Genomic DNA, 18,028 nt, shown 5'->3' with positions numbered 1-18,028 from the left:
AAGACTGCATAATTAATTTATTCCACAAATCTCATAGGAACAATTTTGACAGTCAACACCCTCTTTTAAATAATGGATATTATTTATAGTAAACATTTGATTTTCATATGTGATGATTCCTATTTCACGTAATTCTTTTAAAGCCCTTTGAATAACCTCTCTAGTTCCAAAGGTTAAATTAGCCAATTCTTGATGGGTTAATGGCAAATCAATCAAGATTCCCTTTTCAGTCATAACACCATAAGAATTACAAAGACGAATAAGGATGGAATACAACCCGCCCTTTTTCCCATTCATAATTAAATCCTGGCACTTCATTTGTGCCTTTAAATATCCAGTACTAAGCCAAGCAGCAAGAGCATTCATAGTCTCGGGATCCGTTAAAATGAAATCTTCAAAAAGATCTTTTTTAATGGCAAGGACATCGCAGTCTGTCAACGCCTTAGCGTAAAATTGAAAGCGGGGATTAACTTTAAATAGTTGATACTCAACAATTAATTCTCGTTCGTTCAAGATCTTCAAAATAAAATCCTTCCCACGTAAATGGACCCTTCCAAGCGCCAAGCTTCCTTTCAGCAATAAAAAGACATTTTCTACCGGATCCTTTTCTTGAAAAAGAAATGTTCCGGCTTTTATTTTTTGAACGGATTCGCTTTTTTGAAAAAACTGCATCATCAAACTATATATAGATAAGCTGTTATTTTGCACAATTTGTCACTCCTTTGTATCCTTCAACCTGATTAAAATCCTTTATTAGTAACATGTCAATCAAGCAATTATATGCATTTTAAGTGACTAAAGTAGGATATGATAAAAATCGTTGACAGCATGCTGTTTGGCTAAATATGACAACTTTTCGAAAGTTTGATTTATGATTGTTTTTCTTTTAGACTCAGTATAAAAAGTTGCTGAAATGAGCATTGTATATATGGTGAAATGTAAGCTTTTTATTTGAAACTATGCCACAACTTTGGTATGTTAAGAACAAAGCTTTAGAAATATTCTAAATATGGATAAAGCCAATAATATCATGGATACATAGGAGGAATTTATCATGGCATTTGAATTACCAAAATTACCTTATGCAGAAGATGCACTTGAGCCACACATTGACAAGGAAACAATGAATATTCACCACACTAGACATCACAACACATATGTGACAAATCTAAATGCAGCATTACAAGGTAATGAAGAATTACTTTCTAAATCAGTTGAAGAAGTAATTGCAAATTTAGATGCTGTTCCTGAAGCTGCTCGTACAGCAGTACGCAACAATGGCGGCGGCCATGCAAATCACTCTTTATTCTGGCAAATCCTTTCCCCAAATGGCGGCGGTGCCCCAACTGGTGAACTAGCTGATGCAATCAGCAATAAATTTGGCAGCTTCGAAAGCTTCAAAGAAGAGTTTGCAAAAGCTGCAACAACTCGCTTTGGCTCTGGCTGGGCATGGTTGTCTGTATCAAATGGCGAATTAGAAGTATCAAGCACTCCAAACCAAGATTCTCCTTTAATGGAAGGTAAAACACCAATCCTTGGTCTAGATGTTTGGGAGCATGCGTACTACCTAAAATACCAAAACAAGCGCCCTGATTATATCGGTTCCTTCTGGAATGTAGTAAACTGGGATGAAGTAGCAAAGCGTTATAACGAAGCAAAGTAATTTGAGTTAATTTAAAGAAGGCAGCTCACGTAGCTGTCTTTTTGTTTGCCTAAAAAATTGAATAATAACAACCGCGTTGTTAAAGACTACCCTTAAGATAAAGGGGAGTTTTTTTTATGGCAAAAAGATTTAAGCTTTTAGGTGATGTAGAATTAACAAAGGATTTATCACTTTTGCTGATTATTGGCGGTTTGTATTCATTAAGTGTTGCTTTATCCAATACGTTTGTGAATATTTATCTCTGGAAACAAACAGGAAAGTATTCGGATATTGCCCTTTATAACCTCTCGATTGTCGTATTGCAGCCTTTAACGTTTATTCTGGCGGGAAGATGGGCTAAAAAAATCGACCGGGTGATTGTTTTAAGAATTGGTGTCATCTTTTTGTCCCTTTTTTATTTAATGGTTTTAATAACAGGAACAAAAGCTGCCACATTTTTGCTTTTGCTAGGAAGTCTTTTGGGGGTAGGCTATGGTTTCTATTGGCTTGCCTATAATGTGTTAACCTTTGAGATTACTGAGCCTGAGACAAGAGATTTTTTTAATGGATTTTTAGGGATTTTATCATCCATAGGTGGAATGATTGGTCCCATTGCTTCAGGCATTATTATCACACGATTTGAAAAATTCACAGGCTATACTATCGTATTTGGATTATCTTTAGGTTTATTTGCTCTGGCAGTCTTAATGAGTTTTTCCTTGAAACCACGTCCAGCAAAAGGGAGATATTGTTTTAAAAGGATTTTAGAGGAAAGAAAATTGAATGATAATTGGCGTCTCGTTACGAATGCCCACTTTTTTCAGGGACTAAGAGAAGGGACGTTTTTATTTGTTATTTCAGTCTTCGTTTATTTATCAACCGGAAGTGAAATGGCCCTAGGGACCTTTGGTCTGCTGAATTCAGGGATATCATTTATTGCTTATTTTTTAGCCTCCCGAATGATTAAAAAAAGCTACCGGAAAAAGGCAATTTTGATTGGCGGAATCATTCTTTATGCGGCTGTCATAATTATTGTTTGGGACTTAACCTATGCGAAACTGTTAGTTTATGCCGGAATGATTGCCATTGCTTATCCCTTATTACTTGTCCCATATATGTCAACGACCTATGATGTAATTGGAATAGGTTGGAAAGCGGCAGAAATGAGAATTGAATATATCGTTGTTAGAGAAATATTCTTGAATTTAGGAAGAATCGTTTCTATTTTAGCATTTTTAGCGGCTGTAACTTGGTTTAACGCGGAAAGAAGCATTCCCATTTTGTTATTGTTATTGGGTGCAGGTCATACATTGATTTATTTTTTCATTAAAAGAGTACATCTGCCAGTTGCTTAGTGCGATGAGTATTTTTACAATACTCATCGCATTTTTTGTAGATATTTAAAAATTGGTAAGGGTTAATCATAGAAAAAAGGAGCATTATCTAATAAAATAGAGAAAGTTATGTTAGCGTTGAAAAAAGGAAGTGTGTGTGACCTTGAACAATAAAAAGAAAAAGAAGACGCATGTCCCGTTCCGATTGAACATGTTATTCTTTGTTGTGTTTCTGCTTTTCTCCGTTCTAATTCTCCGTCTTGGAGAATTACAAATAGTATTTGGTGATGATTTTAAACGTGAAATTCAGCGGACCGAAGATGTAACTGTCAATAACCCGGTACCACGCGGAAAAATGTTTGACCGGAATGGAAAAGTTATTGTGGATAATACCCCATTAAATGCGATTACTTATACTAAAACTCAGAAATCAACCCAAAAAGAAATGATTGATACTGCGAAGAAATTAGCAAAGTTAATAACCATGGATACTTCAAAAGTTCCGATCCGCGATAAGAAGGACTATTGGATATTAAAGCACCCAAAAGAAGCCAAAGCAAAAATAACTAAAAAAGAATGGGATTTATTTAAAGAAAAAAAATTAGACGATAAACAAATTTATAAAAAGCAGCTTGACCGAGTTACCGATGATGAAATAAATAGTATTCAAGGCAAAGAACTTGAAACACTGGCCATTTACACACAATTTAATAGTGGTTATGCCTTGACTCCGCATATCGTGAAGAATAAAGATGTAACACCGGAGGAATTTGCGATTGTCAGCGAAAACCTGGAGAGCCTCCCAGGTGTTGATACGACCACCGACTGGGATCGCAAGTATGCTTTTGAGGATACGTTGAAATCAATCCTAGGGGATGTTTCTTCCTCCCAGTCTGGCTTGCCGAAAGAGCTTTTAGATAAATATCTTGCCCGCGATTATAGCCGGAACGACCGCGTAGGGACAAGTTATCTCGAAAAGAAATACGAAGATGTTCTTCATGGTCAAAAAGCAAAAGTAAAAAACGTTACAGATAAGTCGGGAAATATATTATCAACAGAAGTAGTTTCCGAAGGGAAACGAGGAAAGGACCTTGTTCTAACCGTCAATATGGATCTCCAGCTCCAAACTGAAAAAATTATTGAAGAAGAAATGTGGAGCGCCAAGCAAAAACCGAATACTGGCCTATTAGATAGAGCCTTTGTGGTCGTCATGGATCCACATACCGGTGAAATCTTAACAATGGCTGGAAAACAAATCGGAAAAAATAAAAAAACAGGTAAAACGGAGATGCAGGATTATGCCCTAGGTAACTTTACCTCCTCTTATAATGTTGGATCGGCTGTCAAAGGTGCAACAATATTAACGGGATATAAAACTGGTGCGATTAAACCCGGAAGCATTCAGGTGGATGAACCAATAAAAATAAAGGGTACACAGGTTAAAAAATCCTGGAAAACCTTTGGTGCCATCAATGATTTAAGAGCACTTCAAGTTTCATCAAACGTCTATATGTTCAAAACGGCCATTGCCATTGCGGGAGGGCATTATAAGTACAATCAACCAATCGATTTAGATTATTCTGCCTTTGAAACGATGCGCAGATCCTTTAGTCAATTTGGCCTTGGTTCAAGAACAGGAATTGACCTCCCTGGTGAAACGGCAGGGGTAACTGGCACAGAAAAAAAGCCTGGTTTATTAATGGACTTAGCAATCGGGCAATATGATATGTATACACCATTACAGCTTGCCCAGTATGTGTCCACCATTGCGAACGGGGGAAATAGAATACAGCCGCATATCGTCAAACAAATTCGTGAACCCGTAATGGAAAATAATGAATTGGGTCCAATCATCGATGACATCCAGCCCAAAGTATTAAATCATATTGATATGAAGGATCAATGGATCAAGCGAGTTCAAGAAGGTTTTCGAATGGTTATGCAGGTTGGCGATGGTACGGCAGTCAGTTACTTTAAAAGTGCCCCGTATCACCCAGCCGGAAAAACGGGAACCGCACAGGCATTTTATTACGGGAAGGATAGAAGCAAATGGGGAACACCTGTCATGAATTTAAGTCTTGTCAGCTTTGCTCCGTCAGATAATCCTGAAGTGGCTATTGCCGTATTGGTTCCCTGGGCCTATCAAGGGAATACTGGCCCAAGCATCAATAACATAATTGGCCGTAGAGTATTGGATGCTTATTTTAACTTAAAGAAAACAGGGCAAGCTACTGAAACCACTGATACTAATCAAAATAATCAATAATATATATTATCACCTGTCTCCGTCAGAGACAGGTGTTTTTTTATTATAAATTTACATAATCTCAACATTGATTTACACAACCTTTACATTAGATTAAAACCACGTTAACAGTCAGGAAGTATTCTTATTCATGTAAGGCACAACAAAAAGAAACAAATTGAATATACCAACATTCTTAGGGGGAATTATGGAAATGAAAAATATGAAAAAATTCGGTCTTGGTATGACCTTATCGGCATTAATGGTAATAACTGCTGCATGTGGCGGCGGAGCATCTAAAGATAATTCCGCGGGCACAGACAAAACTCCAAAAACTGCAGAGACCAAAGAACTTTCCGGCTCATTAGTCGTTTCAGGTTCATCGGCTATGCAGCCATTAGTAGCTGCAGCGGCTGAAGAGTTTATGGCAGAAAATCCAAAAGTTGATATTCAAGTAAATGCAGGCGGATCTGGTACAGGCTTATCACAGGTTGCTGAAGGATCTGTTCAAATTGGGAACTCAGACGTATTCGCCGAAGAAAAAGAAGGTATCCCGGCTGATAAGCTAGTGGACCATAAAGTAGCAGTTGTTGGTATGACCGCAGCTGTTAACCCTAAAGTAGGCATTAAAGATATTAAAAAAGAAGATTTAATTAAAGTTTTCACTGGAAAAATCACCAACTGGAAAGAACTTGGCGGTAAAGACCAAAAGATCGTTCTAGTAAACCGTCCTGACTCTTCTGGTACACGTGCAGTATTCAATAAATTCGCACTTGATGGTGCAACTCCTGCTGAAGGAATCACAGAAGATTCATCAAACACGGTAAAAAAGATTATTAATGAAACTGATGGTGCGATTGGTTACCTTGCATTCTCATATTTCACTGATGATTCTGTAACTCCACTTTCAATCGATGGTGTAGAACCGACTGATGAAAATGTACAATCTGGTAAATTCCCAGTTTGGGCTTATCAACACTCTTATACAAAGGGTGAGGCAACAGACCTTGCTAAAGAGTTCCTTGATTATATGATGTCAGATGATATTCAAAACACTTTATTAAAAGATCAAGGTTATCTTCCGGTAACGAAAATGAAAGTAGAACGTGATGCAAAAGGAAATCAAAAAGACATCTAATTAGATGGACAATTTCATTAGGGTAAGTGCGCATGGCATTTACCCTATTATGACGTATTTTAGGGGTGTTAAGTATTATGGAAAAGCTTATTCCTGCAAAAGAAAGATTGTTGAAATCCAATAAGAAATGGATGGATGGAGAATTACGCGGGAAGATTCTTGTTATTTTATGTGCTGTAATCATGATTTCAGTTACTATCTCAATTACTATTTTCCTCGGTTCCAAAGGTTTACAATCCTTTATCCATAATGGTGTAAGTCTTATTGAGTTCATAACCAGTAAGCACTGGAATCCCACTAATCAAGCCAGCCCGCAATATGGGGCATTACCGTTTATCCTTGGTTCCTTTGCTGTAACGTTTGCAGCTGCACTTGTAGCTGCCCCGTTAGGAATTGGCGGCGCGATCTTTATGACAGAAATTGCTCCATCGTGGGGCAAAAAAATCTTACAGCCTGTGATTGAACTGTTAGTCGGCATCCCGTCTGTTGTTTATGGATTCATCGGACTTACAGTATTAGTTCCTTTTATTCGTGAGCATGTGGGGGGACTCGGATTTAGTTTACTTGCTGGAACCATAGTTTTAGCAATTATGATATTACCGACAGTGACAACCATCGCGACAGATGCAATGAGCTCATTGCCTAAGAACTTACGTGAAGGTTCTTATGCTCTTGGGGCAACACGTTGGCAAACAATTCGAAAAGTGTTAATCCCTGCAGCGATGCCCAATCTGCTTACTGCCATCGTTCTTGGTATGGCAAGGGCATTTGGAGAAGCATTAGCTGTACAAATGGTCATCGGTAACGTTAGAGATATACCATCAAATATCCTTGATGCATCTGCAACATTAACAACGATTATAACCTTAAACATGGGTCATACCACTTACGGAAGTGTCGAAAATAACACACTTTGGTCAATGGGGTTAATTTTATTAATCATGTCGTTCGCGTTTATTCTCCTCATTCGCTATCTATCCTCAAGGAGGAAAATGTAATGAACAGTAAAACAGCCGATCGTATCGCTACAGGTGTATTTATAACAATTGCTATTATTATCATTTCTATATTAGTTGGCTTATTTTATTATATTTTAGTTAATGGACTTAAACATGTATCGTTAGATTTCTTAACATCGCCTTCAAGTAATGTTCGGGCAGGCGGAGGAATTCGAGACCAATTATTCAATTCGTTTTATATTTTACTCCTTACGATGTTAATCGCTGTTCCTCTAGGGATTGGCGGCGGAATTTATATGGCTGAGTATGCTAAGCCGGGGAAAGTAACAGATATCATTCGTTCATGTATTGAAGTATTAGCATCTCTTCCATCGATTGTAATCGGAATGTTTGGATTATTAATGTTTGTTAATTTAACGGGCTGGGGTTATACCATTTTGGGAGGTGCCTTAGCGCTTACTGTATTCAATCTGCCGGTCATTGTACGGGTCAGTGAGGATGCAATTAGATCAGTTCCTCGTGATTTAAAAGAGGCAAGCTTGGCACTTGGAATTACCCGTTGGCATACGATTAAAACGGTTATATTACCTAGTGCTTTCCCATCGATATTAACAGGTGCAATCCTAGCTTCCGGCCGTGTGTTTGGTGAAGCGGCCGCATTATTGTTTACAGCAGGTCTTTCCACTCCAAGACTTGATTATGCAAATTGGAATCCATTTTCTGATACTTCTCCATTGAATATTTTTAGACCGGCAGAAACTCTTGCCGTTCACATTTGGTCTGTAAATACCCAAGGATTGATTCCCGATGTTGAAGAGGTATCCAATGGTGCCGCAGCGGTTTTAGTTCTATCAGTATTAATTTTTAACCTATTGGCCCGATGGATTGGAAGCATGATTCATAAGAAAATCACAGCAACTAAATAAAGGGTGGGGAGAAAAAATGGTTACAGCGTTTAAAGATGAACCAATAACAAATCATTTTTTAGATCATAACAGTCAACAACAAAATGAACAAATTTTACAAATAAATCATTTAGAGATTTTCTATGGTGAAAAACGGGCGGTAAACGGAATTACGTTGGATATAGAAAAAAATGCGGTAACGGCACTCATTGGTCCTTCAGGCTGCGGGAAGTCTACCTTTTTGCGAAGTATCAATAGAATGAATGATCTTATTCCAGGAGCTAGGGCTAAAGGTGAAATTATATATGAAGATCTGAATATTTTGTCTGAGGATATAAATGTTGTTGCCTTAAGGAAAGAAATAGGCATGGTGTTTCAAAAGCCGAACCCTTTCCCAAAATCCATCTATGAGAATATTACTCATGCCCTTAAGTTTGCCGGGATAAAAAAGAAAAGTGAGCTTGATGTAATTGTCGAAGAGAGCCTTCAAAAAGCAGCATTATGGGATGAAGTCAAGGACAGGCTTCATAAGTCGGCACTTTCACTTTCGGGGGGACAGCAGCAGCGTCTCTGCATTGCTCGAACAATTGCAATGAAACCGACTGTCATGCTTCTGGATGAACCATCATCCGCGCTTGATCCTATTTCAAATGCTAAGGTTGAGGATTTAATTGTGGATTTAAAGAAGGACTATTCTATCATCATCGTTACACACAATATGCAGCAGGCTTCCCGGATTTCTGATAAAACTGCTTTCTTCTTAAGTGGAGATTTAATTGAATACGATGCTACTGAAAAAATCTTTACAAACCCATCTGTTAAAAAGACAGAAGAATATATCTCTGGAAGGTTTGGATAAGGAGGAGACCGTATGTCAATCGGAACATTAACAAGAGAGGTATTTGATATTAAAGACCTTAATTTATGGTACGGAGAACACCATGCTTTAAAGAGCATTAACTTTCCAATTAATAAAAAAGAGGTAACGGCTATTATCGGTCCTTCAGGCTGCGGGAAGTCTACATTTATTAAAACATTAAACCTGATGATTAATATGGTACCAAATGTAAAAATGACGGGCGAAATTAATTTCAATGGTCAGAATGTATTAAATGAAAAAATCGATCTTGTTGACTTAAGAAAACACGTTGGAATGGTTTTCCAAAAGGGTAACCCTTTTCCACAATCTATATATGATAATATCGCCTATGGCCCAAGGATTCATGGAGTCAAACGAAAGAAAGATTTGGATGAAATCGTAACGAAGTCTTTAATGGATGTGGCCCTTTGGGATGAAGTAAAGGACCGTCTCCATGCTCCGGCGCTAGGGCTATCAGGGGGTCAGCAGCAAAGATTATGTATTGCACGAGCACTTGCGACAAAACCAGATGTACTGTTAATGGATGAACCGACCTCCGCCCTGGACCCTATTTCTACCTTGAAAATCGAGGAATTGATTTTAGAACTAAAAGAGAAATATACGATTGTAATTGTTACCCATAACATGCAGCAAGCTTCTAGAGTTTCAGATAAGACTGCATTCTTTTTAATGGGTGAATTAATAGAATTAGATTCTACTTCAACAATTTTTTCAAATCCTAAAGATTCACGCACAGAAGGCTATATTACTGGAAGATTCGGATGATGAGGTGACGAATATGAGTACGAGAGCAAACTTTGATCAAAATTTAAAAGAGTTGAAATCAATGCTCTTAAAAATGGCTAGTAAATCGGAGTATGCAATTAAAGAAGCAATGATTGCCCTAATTAATCAGGATATTGAGAAAGCCAAACATGTTATTAAGGCTGATAGTGAAATCAATGAGTTGGAACATGAAATAAATGATAAGGCTTTGTTGCTAATTGCAAGAGAATCTCCTGTTGCATCGGACCTAAGGAAAATTAATGTTGCACTGAAAGTATCGTCTGAAGTAGAGCGAATGGCTGATATGGCTGTAAATATTGCCAAATCTGCAGTTCATATTGGGGAAGAAAAGCATATTAAAGAACTTGTTGATATTCCGAATATGATGGAAAGGGCTTTAGATATGGTTGCCGAGTCGATCACTGCTTATTATTCGGAAGATATTACAATCGCTAAGAAATGTGCAGAAAAAGACGATGAAGTGGATAAAATGTTTGGAAGATTAATCCAGGAACTTTTGGGGTACATTCCACAAAACCCCAGCTCCACGAACCAAATTATCCAATTAGCATTTGTTTGTAGATTTTTAGAAAGAATTGCAGATCACTCTACAAATATTGCAGAGAATGTTATTTATCTCGTAACTGGTCAACGTATAGATTTGAATGCCTAAGGTGAAGCAAATGCTTCACCTTTTTTGTCGAAGTACAAGCAAAATGCGACAATTTGCGTTTATTGTCTCCTTTCCTATTAGGTGTTACGATTAAATTATCAATTAAGGAATAATTTGTTTTTTTTCACATATAATGTATGTTTGCAGAATGGAGGAAATTATGTTTAATGAAATAATTAAAAATAAACGAACCACGAAGGAAGAAAACTCCTCAAATAACCCTATGCCACAAACTTATATTCCTCAAACAGGTGAATTAATAGCCAAGCTTGTCACACCTCGAAAACTATTTCTCTTCTGGGATGTTTCAAATGTAGCCAAGAGAGTAATTGAATTATTTTCTAACTACAGATTTGAGGAACATGTTACGGTTATTAGAATTTATGATGTTTCTGATTTATTTTTCAATGGAAGAAATGCTCACCACTATTTCGAAATTACAGTTCCTTATCAAATGGGTCATTGGTTTGTAAAAGGATTGGCTGCCAATCGTCGCTATGTTGCTGAAATAGGTATTCAAATGTCGGATACTGGCTTTTTCCCGCTATTCAGGTCAAACTGCTTGCAAACTCCCATTTTTGAAATATTAGGCGAAAGTGGACTTAATTACGACATATTACAGTTTCAGCGATATGAAGAAAATCCCCCGAAATGGCTGGATTATGTAAGCACCTATAGTTATTATTTCGATGCCAAAAACATGTAAGAGAACAATGTCACGAAATCCATGTTTTAACGTTTAAAGCTGAAAATTTATTAATGAACAGATGAAATTGTACCAACAAATAATTTGTAAAAGGTGTATGCGATATGAACTTAACAGATCCACAAAATAATAAACCGTCTCTTGAACCTCAGGCTGCCATTGATTCACTTCAGTTTATTCCCGGTATTTGGGTTAATGGAAAATATTATTGGCTTCATAATTGTACAGAAAAGGTAATTTTTGATGAAGAATTGATTATAAAAGTAAAAAATGAACCTATTCATTCAAAAATTCGCTTTTCCAGTGTTTTTGTAAGTAATCACAGTAATCATAAGAAAGAGATCAAAGTTTTAGTAATGCACCATTATGCGAATATTAAACAAGACAATTTAACATTCGTGTCACCGATAGATAATAGAATTTTTCATGTTGCAGATGAAGGTGTTTTTCTGGTTAATGCCAAATTTGACGGATTTGGTATGAAAGAATATACTACCATTCCGCAATGGTCAGCCTATACGGACCAAATTTGGAGTTCATTGAATAAAGGCAGCTTAAAATATCAGCCGATGACTGGGGGCCCTGCTGCTAGTATTTACGCCATTAAAATGTCATTGGGTCAGCATGAGACGAGAAAAATGAATGCTTGGACAATTGCTGGATCGAGCAAAAATGAATTGATTACAATGGAACAAGGACTTTTAAAAAACACACTAGCATTTCCTTTTGAAAAATGATATTATAGAAAAGTCGTATGAACGAACTAGCTTAATCGTTTGGAGGGAAATAACATGCGTGTTAATATTACGTTAGCTTGCACTGAGTGTGGAGACCGTAACTATATTTCAACAAAAAATAAACGTAACAACCCAGATCGTCTTGAGCTTAAGAAATATTGCCCAAGAGAAAAGCGCACAACAGCACACCGTGAAACAAAATAAGCAGTAGGGCTTCCTGCTGCTTTTTTTGTTGTCTAAAAATGGAGGTCACTATTGATGAATAATAAGAACTCCCTGCGTAATCAAATGAAAGAAACACTTTCAAAGCTTTCAAAACCCCTTTACGAGGATTATTCTTATAAAATTGCCACTAGGGTATATAATGAGAACGATTGGAAGCAAGCAAACGTGATTGGAATCACCGTTTCAAAACGGCCAGAGGTCGATACATATCAAATTATTCGAAAAGCTTGGGAAGATGGAAAAACTGTTGTAGTTCCCAAATGCTATCCGAAGGAAAAAAGGTTATCATTTCGAACATTAACGCAATTTTCACAGTTAGAATCCGTTTTTTATGGCTTATACGAACCCATTGTGGAATTAACAACCGAGGTGAATCCTGCCAATATTGACCTTTTAATTGTTCCTGGCTTAGCTTTTACAAAAGAAGGTTTCCGCTTGGGCTTTGGCGGTGGTTACTACGATCGCTTATTAACTAAGTTTAATGGTATAACCTTATCACTTGCTTTTAATGAGCAAATGATTCCAGAATTTCATGTTGAGGAGCATGATATTCCTGTTTCAAAAATTGTTACTGTCGAAGAGGTCATTCATATAAAATGATGATGGCATTAGATACTGGGGGTGATCCTTATTACCGGTGCATCGGGATATTTACTTAACTCCTTAACCAAGTCAGGTGCGATTGCGGCTTTTTTGACTGGACTTGCTGTTTATATTGGTTTTGGGGTAAAGGGGCTGTTCCTGTTAGGGGCATTTTTTGCCACTTCAAGCCTTTGGTCAAAATATAAAAGTGCGGCTAAAGCTTCCATTGAAGAAAAATTAGCAAAAGGTACGACAAGGGATTGGCGTCAGGTTGCAGCAAATGGAGGTGCTGCCGCCCTTTTTAGTATTATTTATTATTTTCACAATGATAGTCTTTGGTTAATGGGTTTTAGCGTCTCTCTTGCAAGTGCTAATTCGGATACGTGGGCTTCTGAGATTGGAAGTTTAAGCCGTAATAATCCGATATACATACGAACCTTTAAGCGAATTGAAAAGGGGACCTCTGGGGCAATTAGTTTATTAGGAAGTGCAGCAGCAATAAGCGGGGCACTTTTGATCGCAATCCTTACAATGCTTTTGTTTCATTTGCCTGTATACGAAGGTTTGATTATTTTTTTGTTTGGATATTTAGGGAATGTCATAGATACTTTAGTTGGTGCCTATTATCAACAAGAATATAGATGTGTTAACTGTGGAATTCATACTGAAAAAAAGGTTCACTGTGGTAAGCCTGCTACCCGCATAAAAGGAGTTCCATTCGTGGATAATGATATGGTTAATTTTCTTTCCGGTTCAATAGCTGCAATTTTAGCGATTTGGCTCATCCGACTTTCATTTTAATTGGTTAACAAAATTGTAAAAGAGTGAACGGTTTCATTTAAATTTTGCAGTTAAAAAAGATTGTGAAATGATATACAATCTAAGTGTGAACAAATAAAATAACCAAACCAGATTTGTAGGAGGAATTTTTATGTTAAATCGTGTAAATAGAGTGGCTCTTATAGGAACTGGGTTTGTCGGCTCAAGTTACGCATTTGCTTTATTAAATCAAGGCATTACAGAAGAGCTTGTTTTAATCGACTTAAATAAAAATAAGGCGGAAGGAGATGCAATGGATTTAAATCATGGCTTACCCTTTGCACCTTCTCGAACAAAAATCTGGTACGGCAGCTATGAGGATTGCGGGCATGCTGATCTTGTAGTTATCACTGCAGGTGCTAATCAAAAGCCAGGGGAAACACGGCTTGACCTTGTTGAGAAAAATACAAGAATTTTTAAGGAGATCGTCGAAGAGATTATGTTATCCGGCTTTGATGGTATTTTTCTAGTAGCAACCAATCCAGTGGATATTTTAACTTATGCTGTCTGGAAGTTTTCCGGCCTTCCAAAAGAACGGGTAATTGGTTCAGGTACAATCTTAGATACAGCACGTTTTCGCTTTTTACTTGGAGATTATTTTGACGTTGATACAAGAAATGTCCATGCATACATTATCGGGGAACACGGTGATACAGAGCTGCCAGTTTGGAGTCACGCCGATATTGCAGGTACTTCGATCTCTGAATGGACAAAACATAAAGAGGCATTCAAACAAGAAGAGCTTGACCAAATCTTTTTAAATGTCCGGGATGCAGCTTACCATATCATTGAACGAAAAGGTGCTACCTATTATGGCATTGCCATGGGCTTAGTAAGATTGACAAAAGCAGTTCTACAAAATGAAAATTCAGTTTTAACTGTTTCCGCTTATTTAGATGGTGAGTATGGTGAAAAGGATATATATATTGGAGTACCAGCTGTGGTAAACCGAAACGGAGTTAAACAGATTGTCCAGCTTGATTTAAATGAAGATGAAAAACAGAAGTTTACACATTCTGTAAATGTATTAAAGAAAACAATGGAGCCTGTTTTAAAAAATATTTAATCGTTTATTATTGGATAAAATAGTTATCATCTTCACAGAATAGTAGCAGGAGGGATGATAATGTCTCGTATGTTAACATCTATTTTAATGATAGGGTCAATTGGTTATTTTGTATTCCGTTTCCGTTATCGTTTAATTAATGTCTTGTTAGGTTCTAGCTGGATGCGGAGAATTGCGGTTGGTTCCGTAATGAGTTTGCCAGGTGTGAAGCGAAAAATGATGCAATCGGTGTTTGGAGGACCATCTGAATGGTGAAAACCACAGATGGTTTTTTTTATTAATGAACCTTGTTCATTTCGTTTATAATGAAGAAAAAGAGCTTAATAGAAAGTTGGTGAGAAATGAATAATAAAGAAGGGTACATATTCTGGAAGCTGGCCTATGCGTTAATAGCAGATCATGGCTATAGAATTATTCAATTATTCGAGAATCAAAAAGAGCTATGGCTTGAAAAATTAGAAAATAAACATGCCCCCATAATTAGAGTGCTCCTCCATGATTTAGCTTGGAGCAATGCGATGCAAAGAGATATTGAGTTCACCGCTATGAATGGGGAAAGAGTTCGAAAGCAAATTGGCCGTCATGAATTACTTGTAGTAAACATTTATGTAAGTCAATATCCACCTGTGGATGAGTATCAATACCGTCTTTCAACTCCATATGTGAATTCAGACGCCAATAAAACAACAGTTCGTTCAATATTATTAGCAATGAATGAATATGACTCAGGATTCCGGGAAATTTCTACCCTGCTGCAAAAAGACGTTCAATTTCCAATTAATGATGAAATAACTGAATTGGAAGTTGACATGCTTAAGAAAACAGCTTTGGGACTTGCCGTACAAAAGGTGAATTCAGAGAAGGCCCTTTTCATGCAAGGGAAACCGATTATTACTTATTTATTACTTATTATGCAAATTGCGGTTTTTCTCTGGCTTCAACTGAATGGTGGAAGTACAAATACAGCAACTCTTATTAAATATGGAGCAAAAATGAACCAGCTAATATACGAAGGAGAATGGTGGAGGTTTATAACTCCCGTATTTCTTCATATTGGATTTGTTCATTTGGCCATGAATTCTCTTGCGTTATATTTTCTTGGAACGACAGTGGAACGAATATTTGGTAATGTCCGTTTTTTATTGATTTATTTGTTTGCTGGAGTTACTGGCGTTATTGCCAGTTTTATATTCAGTTATAATTTATCTGCAGGGGCAAGTGGTGCTATTTTTGGCTGTTTTGGGGCCTTGCTTTATTTCGGGGTAATCTATCCTAAATTATTCCTCCGGACCATGGGATTTAATATAATTTTTGTCCTGGCAATCAATCTCATTTTTGGGTTCTCATCATCAGGAATTGATAATGCAGGTCATCTAGGAGGGCTGTTCGGTGGATTCCTGGCTGCAGGGATTTTACATCTCCCTAAAAAACGCAAGATAGGTTTGCAAATATTCATTTTTATTATTTCAGCTATTATTTTATGGGGTTCGTTATATTATGGATTTAGTAATTCATCAAGGGCTATTGGTGAAAAATCTGCTATTTCGATGGCACAGGAGTATATTCATCAAGAAAAATATGACCAGGCATATGATACATTAAAGAATTTCGAAGAGACGGGAGTCAATCCTTCTGAAAAATTATATTTAATCTTATCCTTTGTTGAATATAAGGAAAAGTTGTATCCGGATGCAAAAAATCATTTGCAAACAGTCGTAAAACTAGAACCAAATACGGCTGCAGCCTATTATTATCTGGCATTGGTAAACTTAAATGAAAATGATATTAAGGAAGCCAAAACAAATGCAGAAAAGGCACTAAAATTAGAACCAGATAACCAGGATTTTGCAAAACTAGTCCAGTTTATCAAAGAAAATGGAGGACAGTGATCCTTTAAATTTTAATTAACCGTTGTTCAAAATATATTTCCTTGAGGAGAAATGTGGCATACGGTATACTTTTTCTATAATATTTTTTCCTCCATTTAATAAATTAAGGGGATTCAAAATGAAAACGGTTTATGAAATTCAACAATTTTTAAAGAAATTTGGAACGATCATTTATATCGGAGATCGAGTCGCAGACCTAGAGCTAATGGAAGCGGAATTAACGGAGTTGTTTCAAGCCCAATTAATTGAGCAAAGGGAATATCAAACAGCCCTTTTAATTTTAAGACAAGAAATACAATTTCTAAAAGAAAAAAGTCAATTATAAAGATAGGTGAGATAAATGTCAGATCAGTGGTTCGCAGGGGTTGATTTGGGTGGAACAACGACCAAAATTGCCTTTATATCAATGAATGGAGTTATCGTACATAAATGGGAAATTCCAACAGATAATTCGAATGAAGGTCAAAACATCACTTCTAATATTGCAAAATCAATCAATGAAAAACTAAATGAACTTGGTGCCAACCGAGAACAATTAATTGGAATCGGAATGGGAGCACCTGGACCAGTAGATTATAAAACAGGAATTATTTTAAATGTTGTCAACCTTGGATGGAAGGATAACTACCCGCTTAAAGAAAGCTTAGAGGCAGCAACTTCCCTGCCAGCAGTAATTGAAAATGATGCCAACTGTGCAGCATTAGGAGAAATGTGGCAGGGAGCAGGTAATGGAGCGAAGGACCTGGTTTGTGTCACCCTGGGAACTGGTGTTGGCGGTGGGGTCATTGCAAACGGAAATATTGTCCAAGGGGTAAACGGTGCTGCGGGAGAAATTGGCCATATCACCTCCATTCCTTTTGGCGGGGCTCCGTGCAATTGTGGGAAGACAGGCTGTTTGGAAACAGTTGCCTCAGCAACTGGCATTGTTCGTTTGGGCAATGAAGCACTTTTAATAGACGGATCAAATGGAGAATTAGCTGAAAAGCATGCAGCAAATGGAAATATTACCGCAAAAGATGTTTTTGATTCTGCACGAAATGGTGATTTATTGGCTAAAAAGGTATTAGATGATGTTTCATTCCATTTAGGATTTGCTTTGGCCAATATTGCAAATACCCTTAATCCTGAAAAAATCGTTCTGGGCGGCGGTGTATCAAAAGCTGGTGATATTTTATTGAAGTCTGTCAGAGAAAACTTTGAAAAATATGCATTCTCATCAGTAAAGGATTCTACTAAGCTTGCGGTTGCTACGTTGGGAAATGATGCTGGAGTACTTGGAGCGGCATATCTCATTAAAAATAACTTAAACCTGTAAGAGCATTAGGAAAAAGCCTGCATATATTGGACTTAACCCCGTCAAGTAGACAGCCCTAAAAAGACTATGCAGCCATCGTGATCCGATATTCAACTGGAGCACGATGGTTTAGTCGTTTTTGGAATCTTTTATAATTGTAGTGATACAT

Annotated in this window: 20 protein-coding genes; 19 read left to right on the top strand and 1 reads right to left on the bottom strand. The window is 37.1% G+C overall.

What is annotated here, in order from left to right; all coding sequences use genetic code 11:
* Positions 1–12 precede the first annotated feature (12 nt).
* Positions 13–708: a Crp/Fnr family transcriptional regulator gene (locus tag PH210_RS20375; RefSeq protein WP_289988019.1), complete on the bottom strand. Its 696-nt coding sequence runs from the start codon at positions 706–708 to the stop codon at positions 13–15.
* A gap of 346 nt (positions 709–1,054) precedes the next feature.
* Between PH210_RS20375 and PH210_RS20370 the strand changes: the two genes are divergently transcribed.
* The 19 genes from PH210_RS20370 to PH210_RS20280 all read left to right on the top strand — a co-directional run bounded on the left by PH210_RS20370 (position 1,055) and on the right by PH210_RS20280 (position 17,880).
* The gene (locus tag PH210_RS20370) at positions 1,055–1,663 is read left to right on the top strand and encodes a superoxide dismutase (protein WP_223591361.1); all 609 of its coding nucleotides are present in this window, start codon (positions 1,055–1,057) and stop codon (positions 1,661–1,663) included.
* Between the two features lie 116 nt (positions 1,664–1,779).
* A complete protein-coding gene (locus PH210_RS20365; protein ID WP_289988018.1) occupies positions 1,780–2,997 on the top strand; it encodes an MFS transporter in 1,218 nt (405 codons plus the stop codon).
* A 190-nt stretch (positions 2,998–3,187) separates the two neighbouring features.
* Entirely contained in the window at positions 3,188–5,242 is a 2,055-nt protein-coding gene (locus PH210_RS20360) for a peptidoglycan D,D-transpeptidase FtsI family protein (protein ID WP_483312133.1), read from the top strand.
* Between the two features lie 202 nt (positions 5,243–5,444).
* Positions 5,445–6,359: a phosphate ABC transporter substrate-binding protein gene (locus PH210_RS20355; protein ID WP_483312132.1), complete on the top strand. Its 915-nt coding sequence runs from the start codon at positions 5,445–5,447 to the stop codon at positions 6,357–6,359.
* 77 nt (positions 6,360–6,436) lie between these two features.
* A complete protein-coding gene (gene pstC / locus PH210_RS20350) occupies positions 6,437–7,357 on the top strand; it encodes a phosphate ABC transporter permease subunit PstC (RefSeq protein WP_483312131.1) in 921 nt (306 codons plus the stop codon).
* Positions 7,357–8,244, top strand: coding sequence for a phosphate ABC transporter permease PstA (gene pstA / locus PH210_RS20345; protein WP_289988015.1), 888 nt, complete (start codon positions 7,357–7,359; stop codon positions 8,242–8,244). The genes pstC and pstA overlap by 1 nt, the downstream gene beginning before the upstream one ends.
* A 16-nt stretch (positions 8,245–8,260) precedes the next feature.
* Positions 8,261–9,082: a phosphate ABC transporter ATP-binding protein PstB gene (gene pstB / locus PH210_RS20340; protein WP_483312130.1), complete on the top strand. Its 822-nt coding sequence runs from the start codon at positions 8,261–8,263 to the stop codon at positions 9,080–9,082.
* A 12-nt stretch (positions 9,083–9,094) separates the two neighbouring features.
* Positions 9,095–9,868, top strand: a complete 774-nt coding sequence (gene pstB, locus PH210_RS20335) for a phosphate ABC transporter ATP-binding protein PstB (protein ID WP_289988014.1) — start codon at positions 9,095–9,097, stop codon at positions 9,866–9,868.
* Between the two features lie 13 nt (positions 9,869–9,881).
* Entirely contained in the window at positions 9,882–10,541 is a 660-nt protein-coding gene (phoU, locus tag PH210_RS20330; protein WP_289988013.1) for a phosphate signaling complex protein PhoU, read from the top strand.
* A 160-nt stretch (positions 10,542–10,701) separates the two neighbouring features.
* Positions 10,702–11,247 (top strand): DUF4912 domain-containing protein, encoded by a 546-nt coding sequence (locus tag PH210_RS20325; protein ID WP_289988012.1) that lies wholly within the window; start codon positions 10,702–10,704, stop codon positions 11,245–11,247.
* Between the two features lie 104 nt (positions 11,248–11,351).
* On the top strand, positions 11,352–11,984 hold the full coding sequence (locus tag PH210_RS20320; protein WP_289988011.1) for a hypothetical protein: 633 nt from the start codon (positions 11,352–11,354) through the stop codon (positions 11,982–11,984).
* Between the two features lie 54 nt (positions 11,985–12,038).
* Entirely contained in the window at positions 12,039–12,188 is a 150-nt protein-coding gene (gene rpmG / locus PH210_RS20315) for a 50S ribosomal protein L33 (protein WP_015594975.1), read from the top strand.
* Between the two features lie 54 nt (positions 12,189–12,242).
* Positions 12,243–12,809 (top strand): 5-formyltetrahydrofolate cyclo-ligase, encoded by a 567-nt coding sequence (locus PH210_RS20310; RefSeq protein ID WP_289988010.1) that lies wholly within the window; start codon positions 12,243–12,245, stop codon positions 12,807–12,809.
* A gap of 21 nt (positions 12,810–12,830) precedes the next feature.
* Positions 12,831–13,592 carry a DUF92 domain-containing protein gene (locus PH210_RS20305; protein ID WP_289988009.1) on the top strand — a complete coding sequence of 254 codons (762 nt, stop codon included), beginning with the start codon at positions 12,831–12,833 and terminating at the stop codon, positions 13,590–13,592.
* 130 nt (positions 13,593–13,722) lie between these two features.
* Positions 13,723–14,676 carry an L-lactate dehydrogenase gene (locus PH210_RS20300; RefSeq protein ID WP_289988008.1) on the top strand — a complete coding sequence of 318 codons (954 nt, stop codon included), beginning with the start codon at positions 13,723–13,725 and terminating at the stop codon, positions 14,674–14,676.
* Positions 14,677–14,736: 60 nt separating this feature from the next.
* Positions 14,737–14,931, top strand: a complete 195-nt coding sequence (gene yqgO / locus PH210_RS20295) for a protein YqgO (RefSeq protein ID WP_289988007.1) — start codon at positions 14,737–14,739, stop codon at positions 14,929–14,931.
* An 86-nt stretch (positions 14,932–15,017) separates the two neighbouring features.
* The gene (locus PH210_RS20290; protein ID WP_289988006.1) at positions 15,018–16,565 is read left to right on the top strand and encodes a rhomboid family intramembrane serine protease; all 1,548 of its coding nucleotides are present in this window, start codon (positions 15,018–15,020) and stop codon (positions 16,563–16,565) included.
* Between the two features lie 118 nt (positions 16,566–16,683).
* Entirely contained in the window at positions 16,684–16,890 is a 207-nt protein-coding gene (locus PH210_RS20285; RefSeq protein WP_289988005.1) for a YqgQ family protein, read from the top strand.
* A gap of 15 nt (positions 16,891–16,905) precedes the next feature.
* The gene (locus PH210_RS20280; protein WP_289988004.1) at positions 16,906–17,880 is read left to right on the top strand and encodes an ROK family glucokinase; all 975 of its coding nucleotides are present in this window, start codon (positions 16,906–16,908) and stop codon (positions 17,878–17,880) included.
* The last annotated feature ends 148 nt before the right edge of the window (positions 17,881–18,028 follow it).

Origin of the sequence: Paenibacillus sp. BSR1-1 (assembly GCF_030403775.1) — a bacterium.
In the GTDB taxonomy this organism is placed as follows: domain Bacteria; phylum Bacillota; class Bacilli; order Bacillales; family Cytobacillaceae; genus Neobacillus.
The sequence above is the reverse complement of the archived record's forward strand: the minus strand, read 5'-3'. Positions and strand labels throughout refer to the sequence as shown.